The following is a 16558-nucleotide window of genomic DNA, read 5'->3' on the forward strand; positions in this document are numbered from 1 at the left end:
CTTATCCTTTGATGCCGACAGAGACGAAGGTGTTGATGATCTGGCGCTGGAAGAGGACGAAAACGGCGACCGCCGGCAGACTGATCAGCGTGACCGCCGCCATCAGGGGGCCGAGATCGTCGCCGCGTTCCGCGTCGAGGAAGCGGCGCACCCCGATCTGCGCGGTCATGGCGTTCTCGGTCTCCGTCACGACCAGCGGCCAGAAGTATTCATTCCAGCAATCGACGAACAGGACGATGGTCAATGCCGCCATGACCGGCTTGATGTTGGGCAGGACGATGGACCACAGGGTGCGCAATTCACCCGCGCCATCCATTGAGGCGGCGTCGTAGAGCTCGCGCGGAAATGATAAAAGGTGCTGGCGGAGCAGGAAGACGGCCAACGGCATGGCGAGGTTGGGCACGATCAGCGCCGCCCAGCTGTCGAACCAACCCAGCTTGTTGACGAGGAGATAAACCGGCAGGAAAGTGAGCTGGTGCGGGATCATCATCGCGCCAAGCACCAGAGCGAAGATGAGGCCCCGGCCGCGGAATGTATAGCGCGCGAAGGCATAGGCGGCGAGCAGCGCGATGATGAGCTGGCCGCTGACACGCAGGGTGGTGGTTGCGGCACTGTTGAAGAGATAAGCGCCGAACGGCAGCTTGTCGAACACCTCCGCATAATTGTCGAATGTCGGATTGAGCGGCCAGGGATAACCGGCATAGATCTCGTTCGCGGGCTTGAACGACGTGCCTAGCACGAGCAGCAGCGGCAGCGCGATGGACAGCCCGGTGATGAAGAGGACGATCTGCCCGGTGGCAGCCCAGGGCCGCGAGAGTTTCAGCATGGGGCGGCCTTCAGGAGTAGTGCACGCGCTTCTCGAGCACCAGCACCTTGAAGACGGTCAGCGCGCCGAGAAAGACGAACAGGATGACAGTGCCGGCGGCGGAGAAGCCGACATTGAAGCTCTGAAACATGTATTGGTAAACGACGTAAAACAGGTTGGTGGTCGCATTCAGCGGGCCGCCCTCTGTCATGACGTCGATAGGCGTGAAGACCTGCTGAATGGTGAAGACCACGGTCGAGATGAGCACGAAGAAGATGGTCGGCGAGAGGAGGGGTATGATGAGTCGCCGCAGGACAGTCCAGTCGCCCGCGCCATCGAGGCGCATGGCTTCGATATAGTCCCGCCCGATGCTCGACAGGCCGGCCAGATAGAGCAGTACATTGAAGCCGATAAGCTTCCAGGCGCCCACGCCGATGATGACGTAGATCGCCGTACCGACATCGGACAACAGCGCCGGCATCTGCAGGCCGAACGGGCGGATGAGCGACTGGAACAATCCCATCACGGGATTGAGCAGCCAGATCCACACGATGGAAACGACCACGAAACTGAGAAGTGTCGGCAGAAATAGAAGTGATTTGTAGATGTTCGCGGCGCGTTCACCGATCGTCCAGATGAAGACCGCCAAAGGAATCGGTAGAAGAACCTTCAACGGAATCGATACGAATACGTAAGTCAACGAATTGATCGCGGCGTCGTGGAACTGGCTGTTATCAAGCACGCCCCGGAAATTGTTCAGTCCGACAAAGCTCGCAGGCGCATTGGTATTGAGCTTCATGAAGCTGAGATAGACTGTATCGATCAAGGGCCAATAGGTGAACACGCCGAGCAGAACGATGAAGGGCGTGAGAAAGACGGCAGGCCGGATGTCGAGCCGTCGGCGGCGGCGTGTCGGCCGCGCGATGGCGACGGAGGCGGTGTTGATCGCTTCAGTCATGGAGGTTCGTGGGCATTCCGGCGATGGCGGGAGGGAGCCGGCGCATGTTGATTTCACACGGCCACCTGGTCATTTCGGGGCGGGCCGGAAGGCCCGAGCCCGGAACCCATGAACACGACGGTAAACCAGAGAGTGCCGGTCGGCCCGATGCATCTTCTTGTGTGGCCTCGTGTTCATGGATTCCGGGCTCCTCGCTGGCGCGAGGCGCCGGAGTGACGGCAGGCATCAGCTGCCCTGGGCGATCAGGCGGGTGATCTCGGCTTCCGCCGCCGGCACCAGTGCGGAGGCGGGAGCCTTGCCCTGCCAGAGCGCCTGGACCATGTTCTCGAGCACGATCTGGATCTCGACGACGCGGCTGCCGGGCCAGCGGGCCGTGGCGACGAGGTCGTCCATCTGCGAGACGGCGACGCCCCAGCGCGGCTCCTTGGCGACGGCTTCCTTGATGACCTCCGCCTGCTGGGCGCCAGGCGCGATCGGCAGATAGCCGGATTCGACAGCCCAGCGGTTGCTGACCTCCGGCTGCATCAGATAGGAGAGGAAGCGGAATGTCGCCTCGCGGCGCTTTTCATCCTGCGAAAACACCATCAGCGCCGCGCCGGAATTCGGGACGCGCCGCGGCTTGTCCTTCCAGGTCGGATAGTGGCCGACGCCGAGCTCGAAGACGCCTTCGGTGCTGCGCTTAGCGCCCTGAAAGCTGGCAACCGATGTCACCATCATGCCGATCTGACCGGCCATGAAGAGCGAGGTGTTCTCGCGCTCCGTGAACACTGCCAGCGACTTGTCGGTGACGGCCATGTCCTGCCAGAGCTGCATGGAGGCAATCGCGTCCGGCGTGGCGAATGTGGCGCGCGTGAAGTCGTCGGACAGCATGTCGGCGCCGGTATTGACCATCATCTGCTGCGGGCCGACGTCACGTCCACCAGTGGAAACGAACAGGCCGTGCTTACCCGTGTTCGTCTTGATCTGACGCGCGATGTCGCGCATCTCCTGCCAGGTGCGCGGCGGCTTCTCGGGGTCGAGCCCGGCGGCCCGGAACAGGTCCTTGTTATAGTAGACGATCGGCGTGCCGAAGGAATGCGGCACCGCATAGGGATGGCCCTGGTAGGTTCCGATGGCGAGGAAGTTCGGCGCGACGTTCTTGAGGAACGCGCCCTTGTCCGGGCCGCTGTCGAGGGCAGCGGGCTTCGTATTCATGACAAGGCCGATCGTGAGGCGGCTGAGCAGTTGCGCCACGTCCGGCGCGCGGCCGGCAAGAGCCGCCGCCTGCACCTCGGTCGCCAGATTGTTGTTGTCCTTGAACTGCTCGCGAACCTTCACATCAGGGTTTTTGGCCATGAAGTCATTGATGGTTCTGGTCAGATCCTCGCGATTGGAGGTCTGGTAATGCCAGAAATTGATAGTCACGGGATCGGCGGCCTGCGCCGGAGTGACGGCAAATAGGGCCAGTGCTGCCATGGGGGCGAGAAGACGGCGCATGCGAACTCCTGTCATCGACGCGACGGACGCTAGCGACGCTGCATGTCAGCCATCTTGCACATTTGTAACGGTTCTGTGATTTTGATCGGCGACCTGCCGAAGGGCCGCTCGCGGTCACGTACGGGAAGCCCGCCTCATGGTCAGGCGGGGAGGGGCCTTCTGAACTGCTTCCGCGCCACCGGCCAAAGCAAGGCGAGCAGCGTGACAGCCAGAAAGGTCATCGCGATCGGGCGATCGAGAATGACACCAATTTCTCCGCCGGACGCCATCAGGCCAGTCCGCAGATGCTGTTCTGCGAGGGGGCCGAGGACGAGCCCAACGACGAGAGGGGCTATCGGAACCTTGCAGTATTCGAGAGCATAGCCGACAACCCCGAAGGCAAGCATCACCCAGACATCAAACATCCGGCCGTTGACGGTATAGGCGCCGATCACGCAGATCACCAGAACGACCGGGAAGATCCAGACGCGTGATATTTTCATCAGTTGTGCGAAGAGAATAACGCCCGCGGTCATGAATATGAACATCAGCACATGGGCAACCAGATGAGCGGCCATGATGGCGTTTACAATTTCCGGGTTGTGGACATAGAGCATGGGCCCCGGCGCCAGATTGTGGATCATCAATGCGCCGAGCAGTACCGCATCGGCGAGGCCCCCAGGGATGCCAAGCGCCAGGAGTGGAATGAGCGTTCCGCCCGTGGTTGCATTGTTGGCAGCTTCCGCGGCAACGATCGCCTCCTCGCTGCCCTGACCGAATTGCTCCGGATGCCGTGATACATTCTTGGCAGTCGTATAGGACACCACCGAGGCGATCGTCGCGCCGACTCCCGGCAAAATGCCGATACCGATGCCGATCAACGCGGACCGTATCATGTTCCAACCGTGAGTGACGTAGTCCCGCACCGAAATCAGCACACCTTTCATCGTGACCTTCAAACGGCCCGCATTTTCCTCCTCGATGTTCACGGTATCGGACATCAACTGGCTGATCGCAAAAATCCCTAGAATGACAGGAAGAAGATCAAGGCCAGCAGTCAGTTCGATCCAGCCGAACGTCAATCTGTTCGCGCCCGATGAGGGATCGAGACCTGGCATTGCCACTAGCATGCCGAGGAGGGCCGAGATCAGGCCCTTCAGCAACGAGCCACGGCTGAGCGAGGCGATCAGCACCAGTGCCATGCAGACAACCGCGAAGATCTCCCACGGCCCGAAGACCACAGCAACACGTGCGAGGGGAGGCGTGAGGACCACCAGCGCCACCCAGGAGAGCGCCCCACCCACGATCGATGAAGCGTTTCCAAGACCGAGGGCGCGTCCGGCAAATCCCGCCTTGGCGAGCGGGTAGCCGTCCATGCAGGTCATGACGGCATTGGGTTCGCCTGGAATTCGCATCAGTGTCGCAGTCACCAGGCCACCGCTTACCCCGCCGACGAACAGGGAGATCAGCAACACCACGGCGTCAACGCTGTTCATTGAGAAGGTGAAGGGCAGCACAAGCACCATGAGCGCGCCGGTATTGATACCGGGCAGGACGCCAATGGCGATCCCCAAAAGAACTCCTCCGCACATCATCAGCAACATGGATGGCGAAAGGAGATGAACAAATGCATCGACAAGCATTCAGTACGCCCTTGGTGCCTAAGGCAGCGCCACGACAAGAATATGCCCGAAGATATAGGTGAGGATGGCGCTGGCGCTCGCGCCCACGGCAAGCGCCGCGAGCAGGGTGCGCTTGACCAGGCTGCGGCTCAGCAGCAGAGAGGCCGCCACGATATAGGCCGCGGTTGGCCAGGTGAAGTGCACCGGTGCAAATTGGAGAACACACACATAGGCGATGGTTGAGAGATAAAGCGCGACGGCGAGCCACGGATGCTGCCTGTATGGCGTCTCCTGCCCGACGCCCGTCAGCAACGACGTTTCCGCCCGCCCGAGGGAATGGCCGAGAAGCGCTTTCACGATGCCGAAGGCCGTCAGGACCAGAAGCAGGACGCAGATCCCCAGAGGAAATGCGCCAGGTCCGAGAGGATCAAATCGGGATGCCGGTAGGCGGCTGGCTTCCACCAGTACAACAGCGCTGACGGCAAAGACGATGATCATAAAGACAAGGTCAGATCGCCGTTCTCGAGCCGGGGATGCCATGGTCAATACCTCTCTCCCCGCCACATGGGAGCATCTTGTCTCAAACGATGCCTATTTCCCGCCGAGCGCCGCGCCCATGGGCTTCACAAGCGCGGTAATATTGGACAGCTTGTCGGCGAGTGGAGCCCCGCGGAGAAACACGGGATTGATTCCCTGCTTCTTGAAGGCTTCCTGGAGTTCGGCATCGCCCATTGCCTTCTCTACGGCATTGGCGAGCGTCTCCACAACGGCCGGAGGCGTATCGGACGGCGCAAACCACCAGACATCGACCGATACATCGACGGGGTAGCCCAGTTCGGCGGTCGAGGGAACATCCGGCCAATCAGGGCTCCGTTCAGATCCCAAGACCGCCAGCGCCTTGATGCCGGTGCCCGAGAAGCCCTTGTATTCCGGGGGCGAAACGACTGTATAGGCGGAGTGACCGCCCAGCACGGATTGTAGGCGCGACGGTCCGTCACCCACATGGACCACACGAGGTGTGTAGCCAGACGCTTGCGCAAGGGCCAGCGTCGCGATGTGACTGGCGCCGCCAATGCTGTTCGCCTCGGTGATCTTTGAGGGGGCCGCCTTGGCGGCTTCGACGAGAGATTTCAGGTCAGGGTAGGGGCCCTTCTCTGCAGCGACGATAAGGAAAGCGGTGCTACCCGTCTGCGCGATCGGTTTGAACGCTTCGGCGCCGAAACCGATCTTGCCAACAGCCTGCGTCCCCATCAAACCGATATGATAGACGAGCAGGTCGTGACCGTCCGGTCGAGCGTCCTTGACGCGTGTTGCTGCGATGGGGGCGCTTGTCTGGTTAACTACGACCGCGGGCTGGCCGAGAGTTCCCTGTTTCTCGATCTTATTCAGAACAAGGCGGGCATTGGTATCGGTCGATGAGCCCGGACCGGCGGGAATAACCACCGTGATAGGCTTGGCAGGAAATTTCTCCTGCGCCAGTGGCGCCGCTATAGATCCAAGTAGAGTAGCAACGAATATACTTACCGTCCACCTCATCGCGTTCCTCCATATTATAGTTTTTATAGAGCAGGATATTCTATCTTATAACGATCTGTCTTTAGACGCCCGTTGCGGTGGGCCAGTATTTCAAGAAAGCCAGCGATCGCGTTTGGAATTGTGGATCCTTACCGACATTGATGGACAGCGCTATCCATCGAAAGATGCGCCGTTGGGACCCTGAGAGATCCGAGCGGCAATATCTGATTTAGACCGCAAATGCCATGGCGAACCCGACTTGGATAACGCTATCCAGCAGGTTCGATAGCCGAGATCCCTGGGCCCGTCAAGTTTGGGTGGTGGGCGCATAGAAGCCTAAGGCCGCTCATCCCGAGGGGCTTTACATCGAGCGCAAGTCCAAGCGCGTGCGAGCCGTTTCGCGCGGGGCGCTTGGTCCTTCCATGCCTACTGAAACAGCTCTGTGTCCGGATCTGGCTTTTGGTTGATCATGGCAGGGATGATCTCTGCCGCGATCTTACTGAAGGTAAAGCCGTTGCCGCCGTAGCCCATGACAGTATAGACATTTTTCAAGCCGGGAACCTCGCCTATGATCGGCAGGCCGGTCGGTGTACTTCCGAAGTCGGCCGACCATGCATAATCGGGCGCGCCGACCCGGCAGTCGAGCAGGTCGCCGACTTTCTCGGCGATGATGCGGGCCTTGGTCTTGAGCTTGCTTTCCGACAAATAGGCGTCAGCGCTTTCTTCATCCTCACCGCCGGCGATCAATCGCCCATCCGACGTCGTCCGGAAATAGAGATATGGATCGGCACCCTCCCACACCAGCGCCTCGGACAGCCACGGCGGCAGCTTCAGTCCGGGTTTGCTCGCAATGGCCCAGGTTGAAATGATGCGATGGCGCTTGTGGGCAAGAGGCTTGAGAAATTCATAGCCGGTGCAGAAGATCACATGTTTTGCCAGGAGAAGGTGGCCGCTTGAGGTCGCAAGGACAACCTCGCCTCCGGCAGTGAGGTCCGTAATCTCCAGGGGCGTGACGATCTCGCAGCCGCGTTTGCGGGCGTGCCGCAGGAGGCCTGCGGCCATTTGGGCGGGATTGGCCGATGCGGAAATGGAGCTGATGATCGCCGCCGGGCGCTCGATGCCGAAAGTTTGCTGTAGTTCCCCGGCATCGAGATATTTGGCGTTTATTCCCGCATTGGTTCGCGCCTTGGTTTCCCTGCGGAGAGCGCGAGGGCCATAGGCTTTGCCGGCAAGGTACAGCGTGTTTTTGGCTTCGAGTTGGCAAGAAATGCCGAGGCTCTTCACCAGCTTTGTCAAACCTTCGACAGCTTGGGCCGATCGCCGCCAGACACGTTCGGCGCGAGAGTTCCCGATGGCTTGCGAGAGCTTGAAAAGCGGCGTGTCGATCTCATGCTGGATCATGGCCGTGCTGGCCAAGCTGGAGCCCTTGACGGCCCCGCGCCGATCCACCACGAGGATGGATCGCTTCCCATCAGCCAGGGCGTCGGCCATGAGGGCGCCGCTTATACCCGCGCCCACGATGATCACGTCGTAAGCGCGCTTACGCGGAGATTTCTGTGTAACCACTGAAATGTGCGGAGTATCAACCCATAGCGGGCGGTCCGCTCGAAGAACGCGCTTGGATGTAACCGACTGCTTCGTCACCAAATTCCCCACGCGGATGCTTCGAGCAAAGCTTAAACCTGGCGAGAGCCTGTTGGTTCCCGACAAGTGCCCCTTGCTCTGTTGCCCCGCGGGAGGCTGGCTTGTCGAGCGAGCGGTGACACGCGATGAGGACGCCCGGGGCGATGACAGTCAAGACGCGCTGGCTTAGCGGGTGCCGGGACATGAAGACGCCCATCAGCGTCTCAGAGAGCTCACGCTACGGATCGGCGAGGCGCTCACGCCGCCTGGCTGTTTGTGGTTGACTAGGAAACAGAAAGGCGTAGTTTCCTAGCCAACTATCGGAGGTGCCATGGCATCGAACTCACCTGTCTCCGATCTGACCTCCCATCTCGGCTATTGGCTGCGCATGGTGTCCAATCACGTCTCACATGCCTTCGCAGCCAAGCTTGTCGAGAAGGAGGTTACCGTCGCGGAGTGGAGCTTTATGCGCGCGCTCTATGGAGAGGAGCCTGCGCCGCCAACCCGTCTCGCGCGCAAGATGGGCATGACAAAGGGGGCCATCACGAAACTGGCCGATCGACTGATCGCCAAGTCGCTCGTCGAGCGCGCGGCGAATGCGGCCGACGGGCGCGCGCAAACGCTTGCCTTGACGGCGCGGGGCATTGACCTCGTTCCCACGCTGGCGGCTCTTGCTGACGACAACGATGCGGAATTCTTCGGATGTTTGACTGTCGCTGAGCGCGCACTCCTCGAAGGGCTTCTGAAGCGCATGGTCCAGCACCATCGGCTTGCGACGATGCCGTTGGAATAATCGCGATCCAACATCCAACATAGAGCGGAAATGACGGCCATGAATGATAACCAGAGAATTACAGCTCAAGCCTGCCTCGAGGGCGCAGAAGCCAACACACTGACGTTCCCCCAAATTATCGGAAAGTTGATGGGAGCAGGCTTCGAAAGTTATGCAGTTGACTTTCGACGGCAGGCCGCAACTTACTATCTTCCGGATGGTGAATCCGTTGAATTCATGATACACAAGATTACGGCGCCGGTCGCGGAGACATTCAACCCACGCAGCTTGCAAGAGGCGATCCGAGAAGCGCAGCAAATGGTCCCGGGATATACTTACAAGGGCTTCTGCAAAAAGGCGGTTGCCGCCGGATGTGCCGGCTACGTCGTTTCCTTTTCAGGGCGGCGGGCCCTTTATATCGGCCGCACAGCAGAAACCCACGTGGAATATTTCCCGGACTAGTGCGTCCCTGTGACCTCGCGTCGAGAGCTTCATCCAGGGCGGGCATTCCCCTCCACGCCGGTAAAAGCCGCGAGAGTTTCCGCCTGATGAGCGGCAACGGACGGCTTAAATCGTAGCAATCTGCGAAGAAGCTGAGTTAAGCGACTTTCCCGATGAAACTGCAGTAACGATTGGCGGCGCATGCTGCCGAGGGCGGAGGGCGGCCACGTGAGGGGCGAGGTAAGGCCCTCGCGGAGCCCGCAGAAGCAGACCGGGATATCTTGTAATAAATGTTGACTACATGTTCGGAGGGTCGCTACAAGGCTCGCGCAATCGAGTGCCCGACCAACCGCGAGCGGGACATAGAAGGCTGTGGGGAAGAAGCGCGATGGCTGCAAAACGTATCGTCACTCTTGGAAATGCCTTCCTCGATACGATCGTCTATTTGCCCCGCCTTCCGACTGAACCTTGTAAGTTTCGCGCCAACAATGTCCTGCGCACCGGCGGGGGTATCGCGGCAACGGCGGCTTACGCGACCGCTCGCCTCGGCGCGGACACCCAGTACTGGGGGCGTCTTGGCCAGGATGCCGCGGGCGACGATATTCTGGCGCGCCTGCGCGTCGCCGGCGTTCATACGGACCACGTTCGGCGGGTGGAAGGTGGCGTTAGCCCCATCGGCACTGTCCTCGTCTCCCCGAACGGGGAGCGCATGGCCTTCGGCTTCATCGGCCGGGATCTCGGCGATGATGCCGATTGGCTCCCGCTCGGCATGCTGGATGGCGTCGATGCGGTAATGGCCGACTATAGCTGGTGGCAGGGCGCTGCGGCGGTCTTTCAGGAAGCCCGCACGCGTGGCATCACCACCGTGCTCGATGCGGATGTGGGTGACATGGACGCCGTCATGCGCCTGCTATCCTTACCGGATCATATCGTCTTTTCAGCCGCATGCCTCGAGCGGCTTACGGAGACGACAGACATAGCCCTTGGACTGCGTCGCGCCGCACCGCTTTGCCGCGGCATCATCTCGGTCACGATCGGCGAGAAGGGCTTCTGGTGGTTGGACGGCGACACACCGCGTCACGTCCCGACCTTCAACGTGGCGGCGGTGGACACGAACGGGGCCGGGGACATTTTCCACGGTGCCTACGCGCTTGGCCTCGCTGAGGGGCTGGATGTCGAGGGCGCGGCGCGGCTGGCCAGTGCCACCGCGGCGCTCAAATGCGCGCGTGGCAGCGGTTGGGAAAGCATTCCCGACCGGGCGGCGGTCGATGCCTTATTGATGAAAGGTGTGCCATGAAGATTTCGCCCGGCAAGCTCTGGGGCCTTCGCCGCCTCGCTGACGACAACGGCCGCTTCAAAATGCTGGCGATGGACCAGACGGGCCCCATCGTCAATCCCATCAAGGAAAAGCGCGGTCTTAATAAAGCACCCTATACCGATGTCGCCGCGGTCAAGGCCATGCTGGCTCGCCGGCTTGCGCCCCACGCCTCGGCGGTTCTGCTCGACCCGCCTTTCGGCTATGCCGCGGCGATCAATGATATTCCCGCGCGGACGGGTCTCGTCATCGGCAGCGAATGGGCAGTTTGGGAGGTGACGGAAACCGGCCGTAAGTCACGCAATGTCCCCGGCTGGGATGCTGGCGTCATCCGGCGTATCGGCGGCGATGCGGTGAAGGTCAATCTGTGGTTTCGGTCGGACGTCAGCCCCAATGTCCGCAGCCACCAGATCGCCTATCTAGACAGCGTCAGGAAAGCTTGTGAGGCCAACGACATCGCGTTGGTTCTGGAGTTTCTTGTCTACCCGTTCCCGGACGAAAGTGCGGACGTCTTTGCCGAACGCCGCGTTGCTCTCGTTCTCGAGGCGCTGGCGGATAGCGACGTCATGAACCCAGCCGGCGTCGATCTCTACAAACTGGAGCCGCCCGTCGCGGTGCATAACGTTCCCGATCCTGACGGACCTGAGGGCACCACCGTGCAGGCGGCCTTTGACCGTATCGCGCGCGGTATCCAGCGGCCATGGGTCCTGTTGAGCGGTGGTGCCAGTACGGCCGACTTTATGCGGCTGCTGACTTATGCTTATCGTGCCGGCGCCAATGGCTATCTTGCGGGCCGCGCCATCTGGGCAGACGCTTTCAGCCATTTCCCCGATATGAAGGCCATGGAAGAGGACTTGATCCAATCCGATGTCATGGAGCAGCTCAACGCGCTCACCGATCGTCTGGCCACGCCTTGGAGCGACCATAGATGCTGGGCCGGCGTGGTGGAGATGAGCCCGAGCGGCCGTGATTTCGTCGCTTCCTACGGCGGCGACGATCTCTCGACATGTAATATTTATTGACGACAAGTTGTGCGCGCCCATAGAGTGCCCGGCAACATCAAGGAGCAAGCACCGCGCGCTTGCATCCGGGAGGACGAGGAGTGGACTATCTCGATTTCAGTGGTGTTCTGGCCAGAGGCGACCTGCTCGCCAAGGGCCTGCTGCTGACGGCGCAGATCTCGCTGATTTCGATGGCTATCGGCCTTGTCATCGGTGTCCTATCCGCTTGCCTGACCCTGAGCGGCAACCGCGTGCTTCGTCTCGTGGTGCTGGGCTATATCGAGGCGATCCGCAACACGCCCTTTATCGTGCAGGTCTTCCTGATCTATTTCGGCTTGCCGGCGCTCGGTTTGCGCCTTGATCCAATCACCGCCGCGATCACGGCGATGTCCATCTACGGCGGCGCCTATATCAGCGAGATCGTGCGGGCCGGGATCGAGGGCATCAACAAGGGTCAGATCGAAGCGGCGCGGGCACTGGGGCTCTCCGGCTACCGCACCTTCCGGCATGTCGTCCTCAAGCCGGCGCTGGCGGCCGTTTTTCCGTCGCTGTCGGCGCAATTCATCCTGCTCCTTCTGTCGTCGAGCGTCGTCTCGGCCATTTCGGTTCCAGAGCTCACGGGCGTTGGCAATGACATCCAGGGCATGACGCTGCGCAATATGGAGATCTATCTCGTCATCGCCGTCATCTATGTGGCCCTTGTTGCCCTTCTGCGCGGCCTGATGCTCGGTATCGAGCGGTGGGCCTTCGGCTACAAGTTCGTTGGTCGTTGACGATGTTTCAGCCCTACACTTGGAACCATGTGTTCTTCATGTTGGGTGGTCTCGGCACGACCATCTGGCTCGCCGCGATCGCTCTGGTAGGCGGCTCGATCGCAGGATCCGTTCTGGCACTGGTTCGGGTGGCTCACAACCCGGTGCTGAGGAACGCAGCGCGCTTCTACATTTTCGTGGTCCAAGGCACCCCGCTCCTGGTGACCCTGTTCATTGCTTATTTCGGCGCGCGGTGGCTCGGTATCGATGTCGCGCCGATCGTCGCGATCGCTGTCGCCTTTTCCTTCTACGCGGCCGCCTTCCTCGGCGAGATCTGGCGTGGCGCGATCGAATCCGTGCCGAATGGACAGCGTGAAGGTTCGCATGCGCTCGGCCTGAGCTACGCGGATTCGATGCGCTTCATCATCGTTCCGCAGGCGATCCGCATCGCTACGCCGCCGACGGTCGGGTTCTTTGTCCAGTTGATCAAGAACACCTCGCTCGCTTCCGTTGTCGGCATTGTCGAATTGACGCGTACATCGCAGATCGTGAGCAACGCCACCTTCAAGCCGTTGGACGTTTATCTGACCGCGGCGACGTTCTATTTCGTCGTTTGCTTTCCGCTCACCCTTCTCAGCCGTTATCTCGAGCGGCGTCTCGGTACCCAAACAAAGTAGTTCCAGGAGGAATGCAATGGGCATGTCTGCAATTGGTGGTTATCTCAAGAAGGCGGCTGTCGTCTGTGCTGCCGCGATGATGGTGACGGGGCTCGCGGCTGGCGCTGCGCAGGCGGCTGATGCCACCGGCAAGGCCTTTGACGATATCATCAAGCGGGGCAAGTTGATCGTCGGCATCTCGCTGTCGACGCCGCCTTACGGCATGACCGACGCCAACATGAAGCCGGCGGGCTTCGATGTGGCGATCGCCAAGCTCCTGGCGCGCGATCTCGGTGTTGAGCTTGAGATCGTGGACCAGGTGTCGCAGGCACGCATTCCCAACCTCACGAGCGGCAAGGTAGACATCCTCGTCTCGTCCTTCGGCATAACGGCCGAGCGCGCGAAGGCCGTGATGTATTCGAATGCCATTTATGTCGACGAGCAGATGGTCATCGCCCCGGCGAAGTCCAATATCACCAAGCTCGAGGACCTTGTCGGCAAGCGGGTCGGCGTGACGCGTTCGACCACGAACGACACCATCATCACCGAGAAGGCCGTCAAGGGCACCAATATCCAGCGCTTCGATGATGACGCTGCGACCAACCAGGCCCTCTTCTCCGGCCAGGTCGATGCCATCGTCTCGGGTGTCGCGGCGGCCAACGCGATCAACAAGCAGACGCAGGAATTCGAGCGCAAGTTCGCTGTCCGCCAGTCGCCGATGGGCGTTGGCGTGCGCCGTGGCGAATTCGATCTGCTGCAGTGGCTGAATACCGAAATCATGCTGCTCTGGAACTCCGGTGAGATCCAGGCTGCCCAGAAGGAATGGCTCGGCATCGTCAACGAGAACCTGCCGCGCTTCTGATTGACCTGTGCGGCGGAGATGGCTCCGCCGCTTCTCCCGAAAGGTTTGCTCCCATGTCCCGCATCACGCTCCGTCAATTGCTTGATCACGCCGCCGAACATCAATACGGCGTTCCTGCTTTCAGCGTGACCAATATGGAGCAGATGCTGGCGGTGATGTCGGCGGCCGATGCCGTTGACGCGCCCGTCATCCTGCAGGTCGGCACAAAGGCCCGCGCCTATGCGGGCGATATCATGATCGAGCATCTCTTCGAGGCGCTCATCAAGATGTATCCGCATGTGCCGCTCTGCATTCACCAGGATCACGGCAACAGCGAAGCGACCTGCGCCACCGCGCTGCAGCGCAAGTTCACATCCGTGATGATGGACGGCTCGCTGCAGGAGGACGGCAAGACCCCGTCCGATTTCGACTATAACGTGCGTGTCACCTCCTCGGTCTCGCGCTTCGCTCACTTCATGGGAGCTTCGGTGGAAGGTGAGATCGGCGTGCTCGGCAAGCTCGAACACGGCCGCGACGAACGGCTGCTGACGGACCCCGATCAGGCGGTCGAGTTCGTGAAGGCCACCAAGGTCGATGCGCTCGCCATCGCTATGGGCACTTCGCACGGCGCTTACAAGTTCTCTCGCAAGCCCGACGGCGAAGTGCTCGCCATGGATCGCCTCGAGGAAATTCACCGCCGCCTGCCCGATACGCATCTCGTCATGCACGGCTCCTCCTCGGTTCCGCAGGAACTGCAGGACATCATGAACAAGTACGGCGCGAACATCCCCCAGACCTGGGGCGTGCCGATCGAGGAGATCCAGCGCGGCATTCGCCACGGCGTGCGTAAGGTCAATATCGACACCGACAATCGCATGGCACTCATTGGCCAGATCCGCCGCGTCATGCAGGAGGACCCGGGCGAGTTCGACATCCGCAACATGATGAAGCCGGGCATGGAAGCAATCGCCAAGCTGTGCCGCCAGCGGCTTGAGGAGTTCAACACCGCGGGGCAGGGTCCGAAGATTGAGGTCATCCCGATGGGCGACATGGCGCGTCGTTACGCGTCCGGTGCGCTGGACCCGAAGATCAACTGATATCGCAGTCCTAGAGCATCGCATGACCCAAACGATGATCGAGGCCATCGGCCTCAACAAATACTTTTCCGATTTTCACGTCCTGCGGAATATCGATCTGCAGGTGAAGAGCGGTGAGCGGGTCGTGTTGTGCGGACCATCCGGATCAGGGAAGTCCACCCTGATCCGCTGCCTCAACGGTCTGGAGCCCCATCAGGGAGGCGAACTTTCGGTGTGCGGCATCGCGCTGACCGACAAGCGCAAGTCGATCGATCTCGTGCGTCGCCGGACCGGCATGGTGTTCCAGAACTTCAATCTCTTTCCGCATATGACGGCCGTCGAGAATTGCATGGTTGCGCCGATGCGGGTGAGGGGGCTGAAGCGTGAGGAGGCACGGGCCGTGGCCGAGAAATACCTGCGCCGCGTGCATGTCGAGGATCAGATCAACAAATATCCGTCGCAGCTTTCGGGCGGCCAGCAGCAGCGCGTGGCAATCGCGCGTGCTCTCGCGATGAGCCCCGACGTCATGCTGTTCGACGAGCCGACGTCCGCGCTTGATCCGGAAATGGTGGGTGAGGTCCTCGACACCATGACCGAGATTGCGAACGAAGGCACCACCATGATTTGCGTGACCCATGAGATGGGCTTTGCGCGCAAAATTGCCGACCGCATCATCTTCATGGATGCCGGCGCGATTGTGGAGACCGCGCCGCCGGAAGAGTTCTTCACGAATTCACGGACGGCCCGCGCGCGTGAGTTTCTCTCGTGGGTGATGCACTGAACTGTCGGTTGCATCGTCCAGGAGGCTGTCGGGCGTATCGAAGTGCTCGCGCTCCAGGTGGTGCACATCCGTGACAGCGGCGCGCGCCTGGTAGAGGTGGTGGCGCATATAGGCGGCCGCGCACTCACCGTCCTGCGCGACAACCGCGTCGTAGACCTTGCCATGTTCCTCGACGACGCGCAGGCGGCGGGCCGGCGAACGCTCGCGGGCGAGCTCCAGGCCGATCGCCATCGTACTGACGACCGGGCGGCGCAGATCATTGAGCAGTGACGGAAAGTAGTCGTTGCCGGTAGCCTCCGCGATGGCCTCGTGAAAGGCGATATCCTCCTCCGTCCCAAGATTGCCGGCCAGAATCGCAGCACGCAGCGCCTCGATCGTGTCGCGCATGAGCTTGAGCTGCGTGTTCGTCCGCCGGCTCGCCGCGAGCCGTGCCGCCTCAGCCTCCAGCACGATGCGCGGCTCAAACGTTCTGAGATATCCGGAGAGCTCAGTGGCGCTCACCAGTTCTGGCAGGCGGCTGGATGGGCGACGGGAGACAAATGTGCCAATGCCCCGGCGGGCTTGCACGAGCCCATCCGCCTGAAGGCGCATCAACGCCTCCCGGATCACCGGGCGCGATACCTCGAAAGCCAATGACAGCTCGGCCTCAGACGGCAACTTGTCTCCTTCGCCATAGTTGTCAGCCAGAATCTGCTCGAGAATCTGCCCGTATATGATTTCTCCCAGGCGCTCCTTGCGCGCGGGCCGAATTGTGGAAGCTTTCATAGGAACAACAGGGCCGATCGGATTGATTTCGCTCATCATACGATAACAGACGTGGGAGCTCAAAGCGCCCACGCCAACCTGTTGATCAGTTTGCGGCATGCGCGCGCTTATTTCGGCTGCAAACACGATGTGTCCTCATGGCGTCGGCCGCGGCGCCTCTGCCATGGGCTCTCTCGACCG

17 protein-coding genes are annotated in these 16558 nt (G+C 60.9%); 9 read left to right on the top strand and 8 right to left on the bottom strand.

Annotation, left to right across the window (positions count from 1 at the left end):
- Position 1: 1 nt before the first annotated feature.
- The 7 genes from KIO76_RS26370 to KIO76_RS26400 form a co-directional block, all read right to left on the bottom strand.
- On the bottom strand, positions 2-826 hold the full coding sequence (locus KIO76_RS26370) for a carbohydrate ABC transporter permease (protein WP_213326539.1): 825 nt from the start codon (positions 824-826) through the stop codon (positions 2-4).
- Positions 827-836: 10 nt separating this feature from the next.
- Positions 837-1763, bottom strand: a complete 927-nt coding sequence (locus KIO76_RS26375; RefSeq protein WP_213326540.1) for a carbohydrate ABC transporter permease — start codon at positions 1761-1763, stop codon at positions 837-839.
- A gap of 225 nt (positions 1764-1988) precedes the next feature.
- Positions 1989-3239 carry an ABC transporter substrate-binding protein gene (locus KIO76_RS26380; protein ID WP_213326541.1) on the bottom strand — a complete coding sequence of 417 codons (1251 nt, stop codon included), beginning with the start codon at positions 3237-3239 and terminating at the stop codon, positions 1989-1991.
- A gap of 140 nt (positions 3240-3379) precedes the next feature.
- Positions 3380-4861, bottom strand: coding sequence for a tripartite tricarboxylate transporter permease (locus KIO76_RS26385; RefSeq protein ID WP_213326542.1), 1482 nt, complete (start codon positions 4859-4861; stop codon positions 3380-3382).
- 18 nt (positions 4862-4879) lie between these two features.
- Entirely contained in the window at positions 4880-5380 is a 501-nt protein-coding gene (locus KIO76_RS26390; RefSeq protein ID WP_213326543.1) for a tripartite tricarboxylate transporter TctB family protein, read from the bottom strand.
- Positions 5381-5431: 51 nt separating this feature from the next.
- On the bottom strand, positions 5432-6376 hold the full coding sequence (locus tag KIO76_RS26395) for a Bug family tripartite tricarboxylate transporter substrate binding protein (protein ID WP_213326544.1): 945 nt from the start codon (positions 6374-6376) through the stop codon (positions 5432-5434).
- A 405-nt stretch (positions 6377-6781) separates the two neighbouring features.
- Positions 6782-7999, bottom strand: a complete 1218-nt coding sequence (locus tag KIO76_RS26400; RefSeq protein ID WP_213326545.1) for an NAD(P)/FAD-dependent oxidoreductase — start codon at positions 7997-7999, stop codon at positions 6782-6784.
- Positions 8000-8309: 310 nt separating this feature from the next.
- Here KIO76_RS26400 and KIO76_RS26405 point away from each other — a divergent pair, with 310 nt between their 5' ends.
- The 9 genes from KIO76_RS26405 (at position 8310) to KIO76_RS26445 (ending at position 15613) form a co-directional block, all read left to right on the top strand.
- On the top strand, positions 8310-8771 hold the full coding sequence (locus KIO76_RS26405; RefSeq protein ID WP_213326546.1) for a MarR family winged helix-turn-helix transcriptional regulator: 462 nt from the start codon (positions 8310-8312) through the stop codon (positions 8769-8771).
- 39 nt (positions 8772-8810) lie between these two features.
- Positions 8811-9212 carry a DUF1398 domain-containing protein gene (locus KIO76_RS26410; RefSeq protein ID WP_213326547.1) on the top strand — a complete coding sequence of 134 codons (402 nt, stop codon included), beginning with the start codon at positions 8811-8813 and terminating at the stop codon, positions 9210-9212.
- A gap of 367 nt (positions 9213-9579) precedes the next feature.
- Complete coding sequence (locus KIO76_RS26415; protein WP_213326548.1) at positions 9580-10488, top strand: PfkB family carbohydrate kinase; 909 nt, start codon at positions 9580-9582, stop codon at positions 10486-10488.
- On the top strand, positions 10485-11528 hold the full coding sequence (locus KIO76_RS26420; protein ID WP_213326549.1) for a tagatose 1,6-diphosphate aldolase: 1044 nt from the start codon (positions 10485-10487) through the stop codon (positions 11526-11528). Before KIO76_RS26415 ends, KIO76_RS26420 begins: the two co-directional genes overlap by 4 nt.
- A gap of 80 nt (positions 11529-11608) precedes the next feature.
- Entirely contained in the window at positions 11609-12280 is a 672-nt protein-coding gene (locus KIO76_RS26425; RefSeq protein WP_213326550.1) for an amino acid ABC transporter permease, read from the top strand.
- Positions 12281-12282: 2 nt separating this feature from the next.
- Complete coding sequence (locus tag KIO76_RS26430) at positions 12283-12936, top strand: amino acid ABC transporter permease (RefSeq protein ID WP_213326551.1); 654 nt, start codon at positions 12283-12285, stop codon at positions 12934-12936.
- Between the two features lie 16 nt (positions 12937-12952).
- Complete coding sequence (locus tag KIO76_RS26435; protein WP_213326552.1) at positions 12953-13777, top strand: transporter substrate-binding domain-containing protein; 825 nt, start codon at positions 12953-12955, stop codon at positions 13775-13777.
- A 53-nt stretch (positions 13778-13830) separates the two neighbouring features.
- Complete coding sequence (gene fba / locus KIO76_RS26440) at positions 13831-14853, top strand: class II fructose-bisphosphate aldolase (protein ID WP_213326553.1); 1023 nt, start codon at positions 13831-13833, stop codon at positions 14851-14853.
- Positions 14854-14875: 22 nt separating this feature from the next.
- Complete coding sequence (locus KIO76_RS26445; protein ID WP_283771525.1) at positions 14876-15613, top strand: amino acid ABC transporter ATP-binding protein; 738 nt, start codon at positions 14876-14878, stop codon at positions 15611-15613.
- Here KIO76_RS26445 and KIO76_RS26450 read toward each other — a convergent pair.
- Positions 15566-16378 (bottom strand): FadR/GntR family transcriptional regulator, encoded by an 813-nt coding sequence (locus KIO76_RS26450; RefSeq protein WP_213326554.1) that lies wholly within the window; start codon positions 16376-16378, stop codon positions 15566-15568. The two genes, KIO76_RS26445 and KIO76_RS26450, sit on opposite strands and share 48 nt — an antisense overlap.
- Positions 16379-16558 lie beyond the last annotated feature (180 nt).

It is taken from the genome of Chelatococcus sp. YT9 (genome assembly GCF_018398315.1).
Lineage (GTDB): Bacteria > Pseudomonadota > Alphaproteobacteria > Rhizobiales > Beijerinckiaceae > Chelatococcus.

What these genes read in the sequence shown, in the direction of transcription:
- KIO76_RS26370 (WP_213326539.1), bottom strand. Translation starts at nt 826, where the DNA reads ATGCTGAAACTCTCGCGGCCCTGGGCTGCCACCGGGCAGATCGTCCTC.
- KIO76_RS26375 (WP_213326540.1), bottom strand. Translation starts at nt 1,763, where the DNA reads ATGACTGAAGCGATCAACACCGCCTCCGTCGCCATCGCGCGGCCGACA.
- KIO76_RS26380 (WP_213326541.1), bottom strand. Translation starts at nt 3,239, where the DNA reads ATGCGCCGTCTTCTCGCCCCCATGGCAGCACTGGCCCTATTTGCCGTC.
- KIO76_RS26385 (WP_213326542.1), bottom strand. Translation starts at nt 4,861, where the DNA reads ATGCTTGTCGATGCATTTGTTCATCTCCTTTCGCCATCCATGTTGCTG.
- KIO76_RS26390 (WP_213326543.1), bottom strand. Translation starts at nt 5,380, where the DNA reads ATGGCATCCCCGGCTCGAGAACGGCGATCTGACCTTGTCTTTATGATC.
- KIO76_RS26395 (WP_213326544.1), bottom strand. Translation starts at nt 6,376, where the DNA reads ATGAGGTGGACGGTAAGTATATTCGTTGCTACTCTACTTGGATCTATA.
- KIO76_RS26405 (WP_213326546.1), top strand. Translation starts at nt 8,310, where the DNA reads ATGGCATCGAACTCACCTGTCTCCGATCTGACCTCCCATCTCGGCTAT.
- KIO76_RS26410 (WP_213326547.1), top strand. Translation starts at nt 8,811, where the DNA reads ATGAATGATAACCAGAGAATTACAGCTCAAGCCTGCCTCGAGGGCGCA.
- KIO76_RS26415 (WP_213326548.1), top strand. Translation starts at nt 9,580, where the DNA reads ATGGCTGCAAAACGTATCGTCACTCTTGGAAATGCCTTCCTCGATACG.
- KIO76_RS26420 (WP_213326549.1), top strand. Translation starts at nt 10,485, where the DNA reads ATGAAGATTTCGCCCGGCAAGCTCTGGGGCCTTCGCCGCCTCGCTGAC.
- KIO76_RS26430 (WP_213326551.1), top strand. Translation starts at nt 12,283, where the DNA reads ATGTTTCAGCCCTACACTTGGAACCATGTGTTCTTCATGTTGGGTGGT.
- KIO76_RS26435 (WP_213326552.1), top strand. Translation starts at nt 12,953, where the DNA reads ATGGGCATGTCTGCAATTGGTGGTTATCTCAAGAAGGCGGCTGTCGTC.
- fba (WP_213326553.1), top strand. Translation starts at nt 13,831, where the DNA reads ATGTCCCGCATCACGCTCCGTCAATTGCTTGATCACGCCGCCGAACAT.
- KIO76_RS26445 (WP_283771525.1), top strand. Translation starts at nt 14,876, where the DNA reads ATGACCCAAACGATGATCGAGGCCATCGGCCTCAACAAATACTTTTCC.
- KIO76_RS26450 (WP_213326554.1), bottom strand. Translation starts at nt 16,378, where the DNA reads ATGAAAGCTTCCACAATTCGGCCCGCGCGCAAGGAGCGCCTGGGAGAA.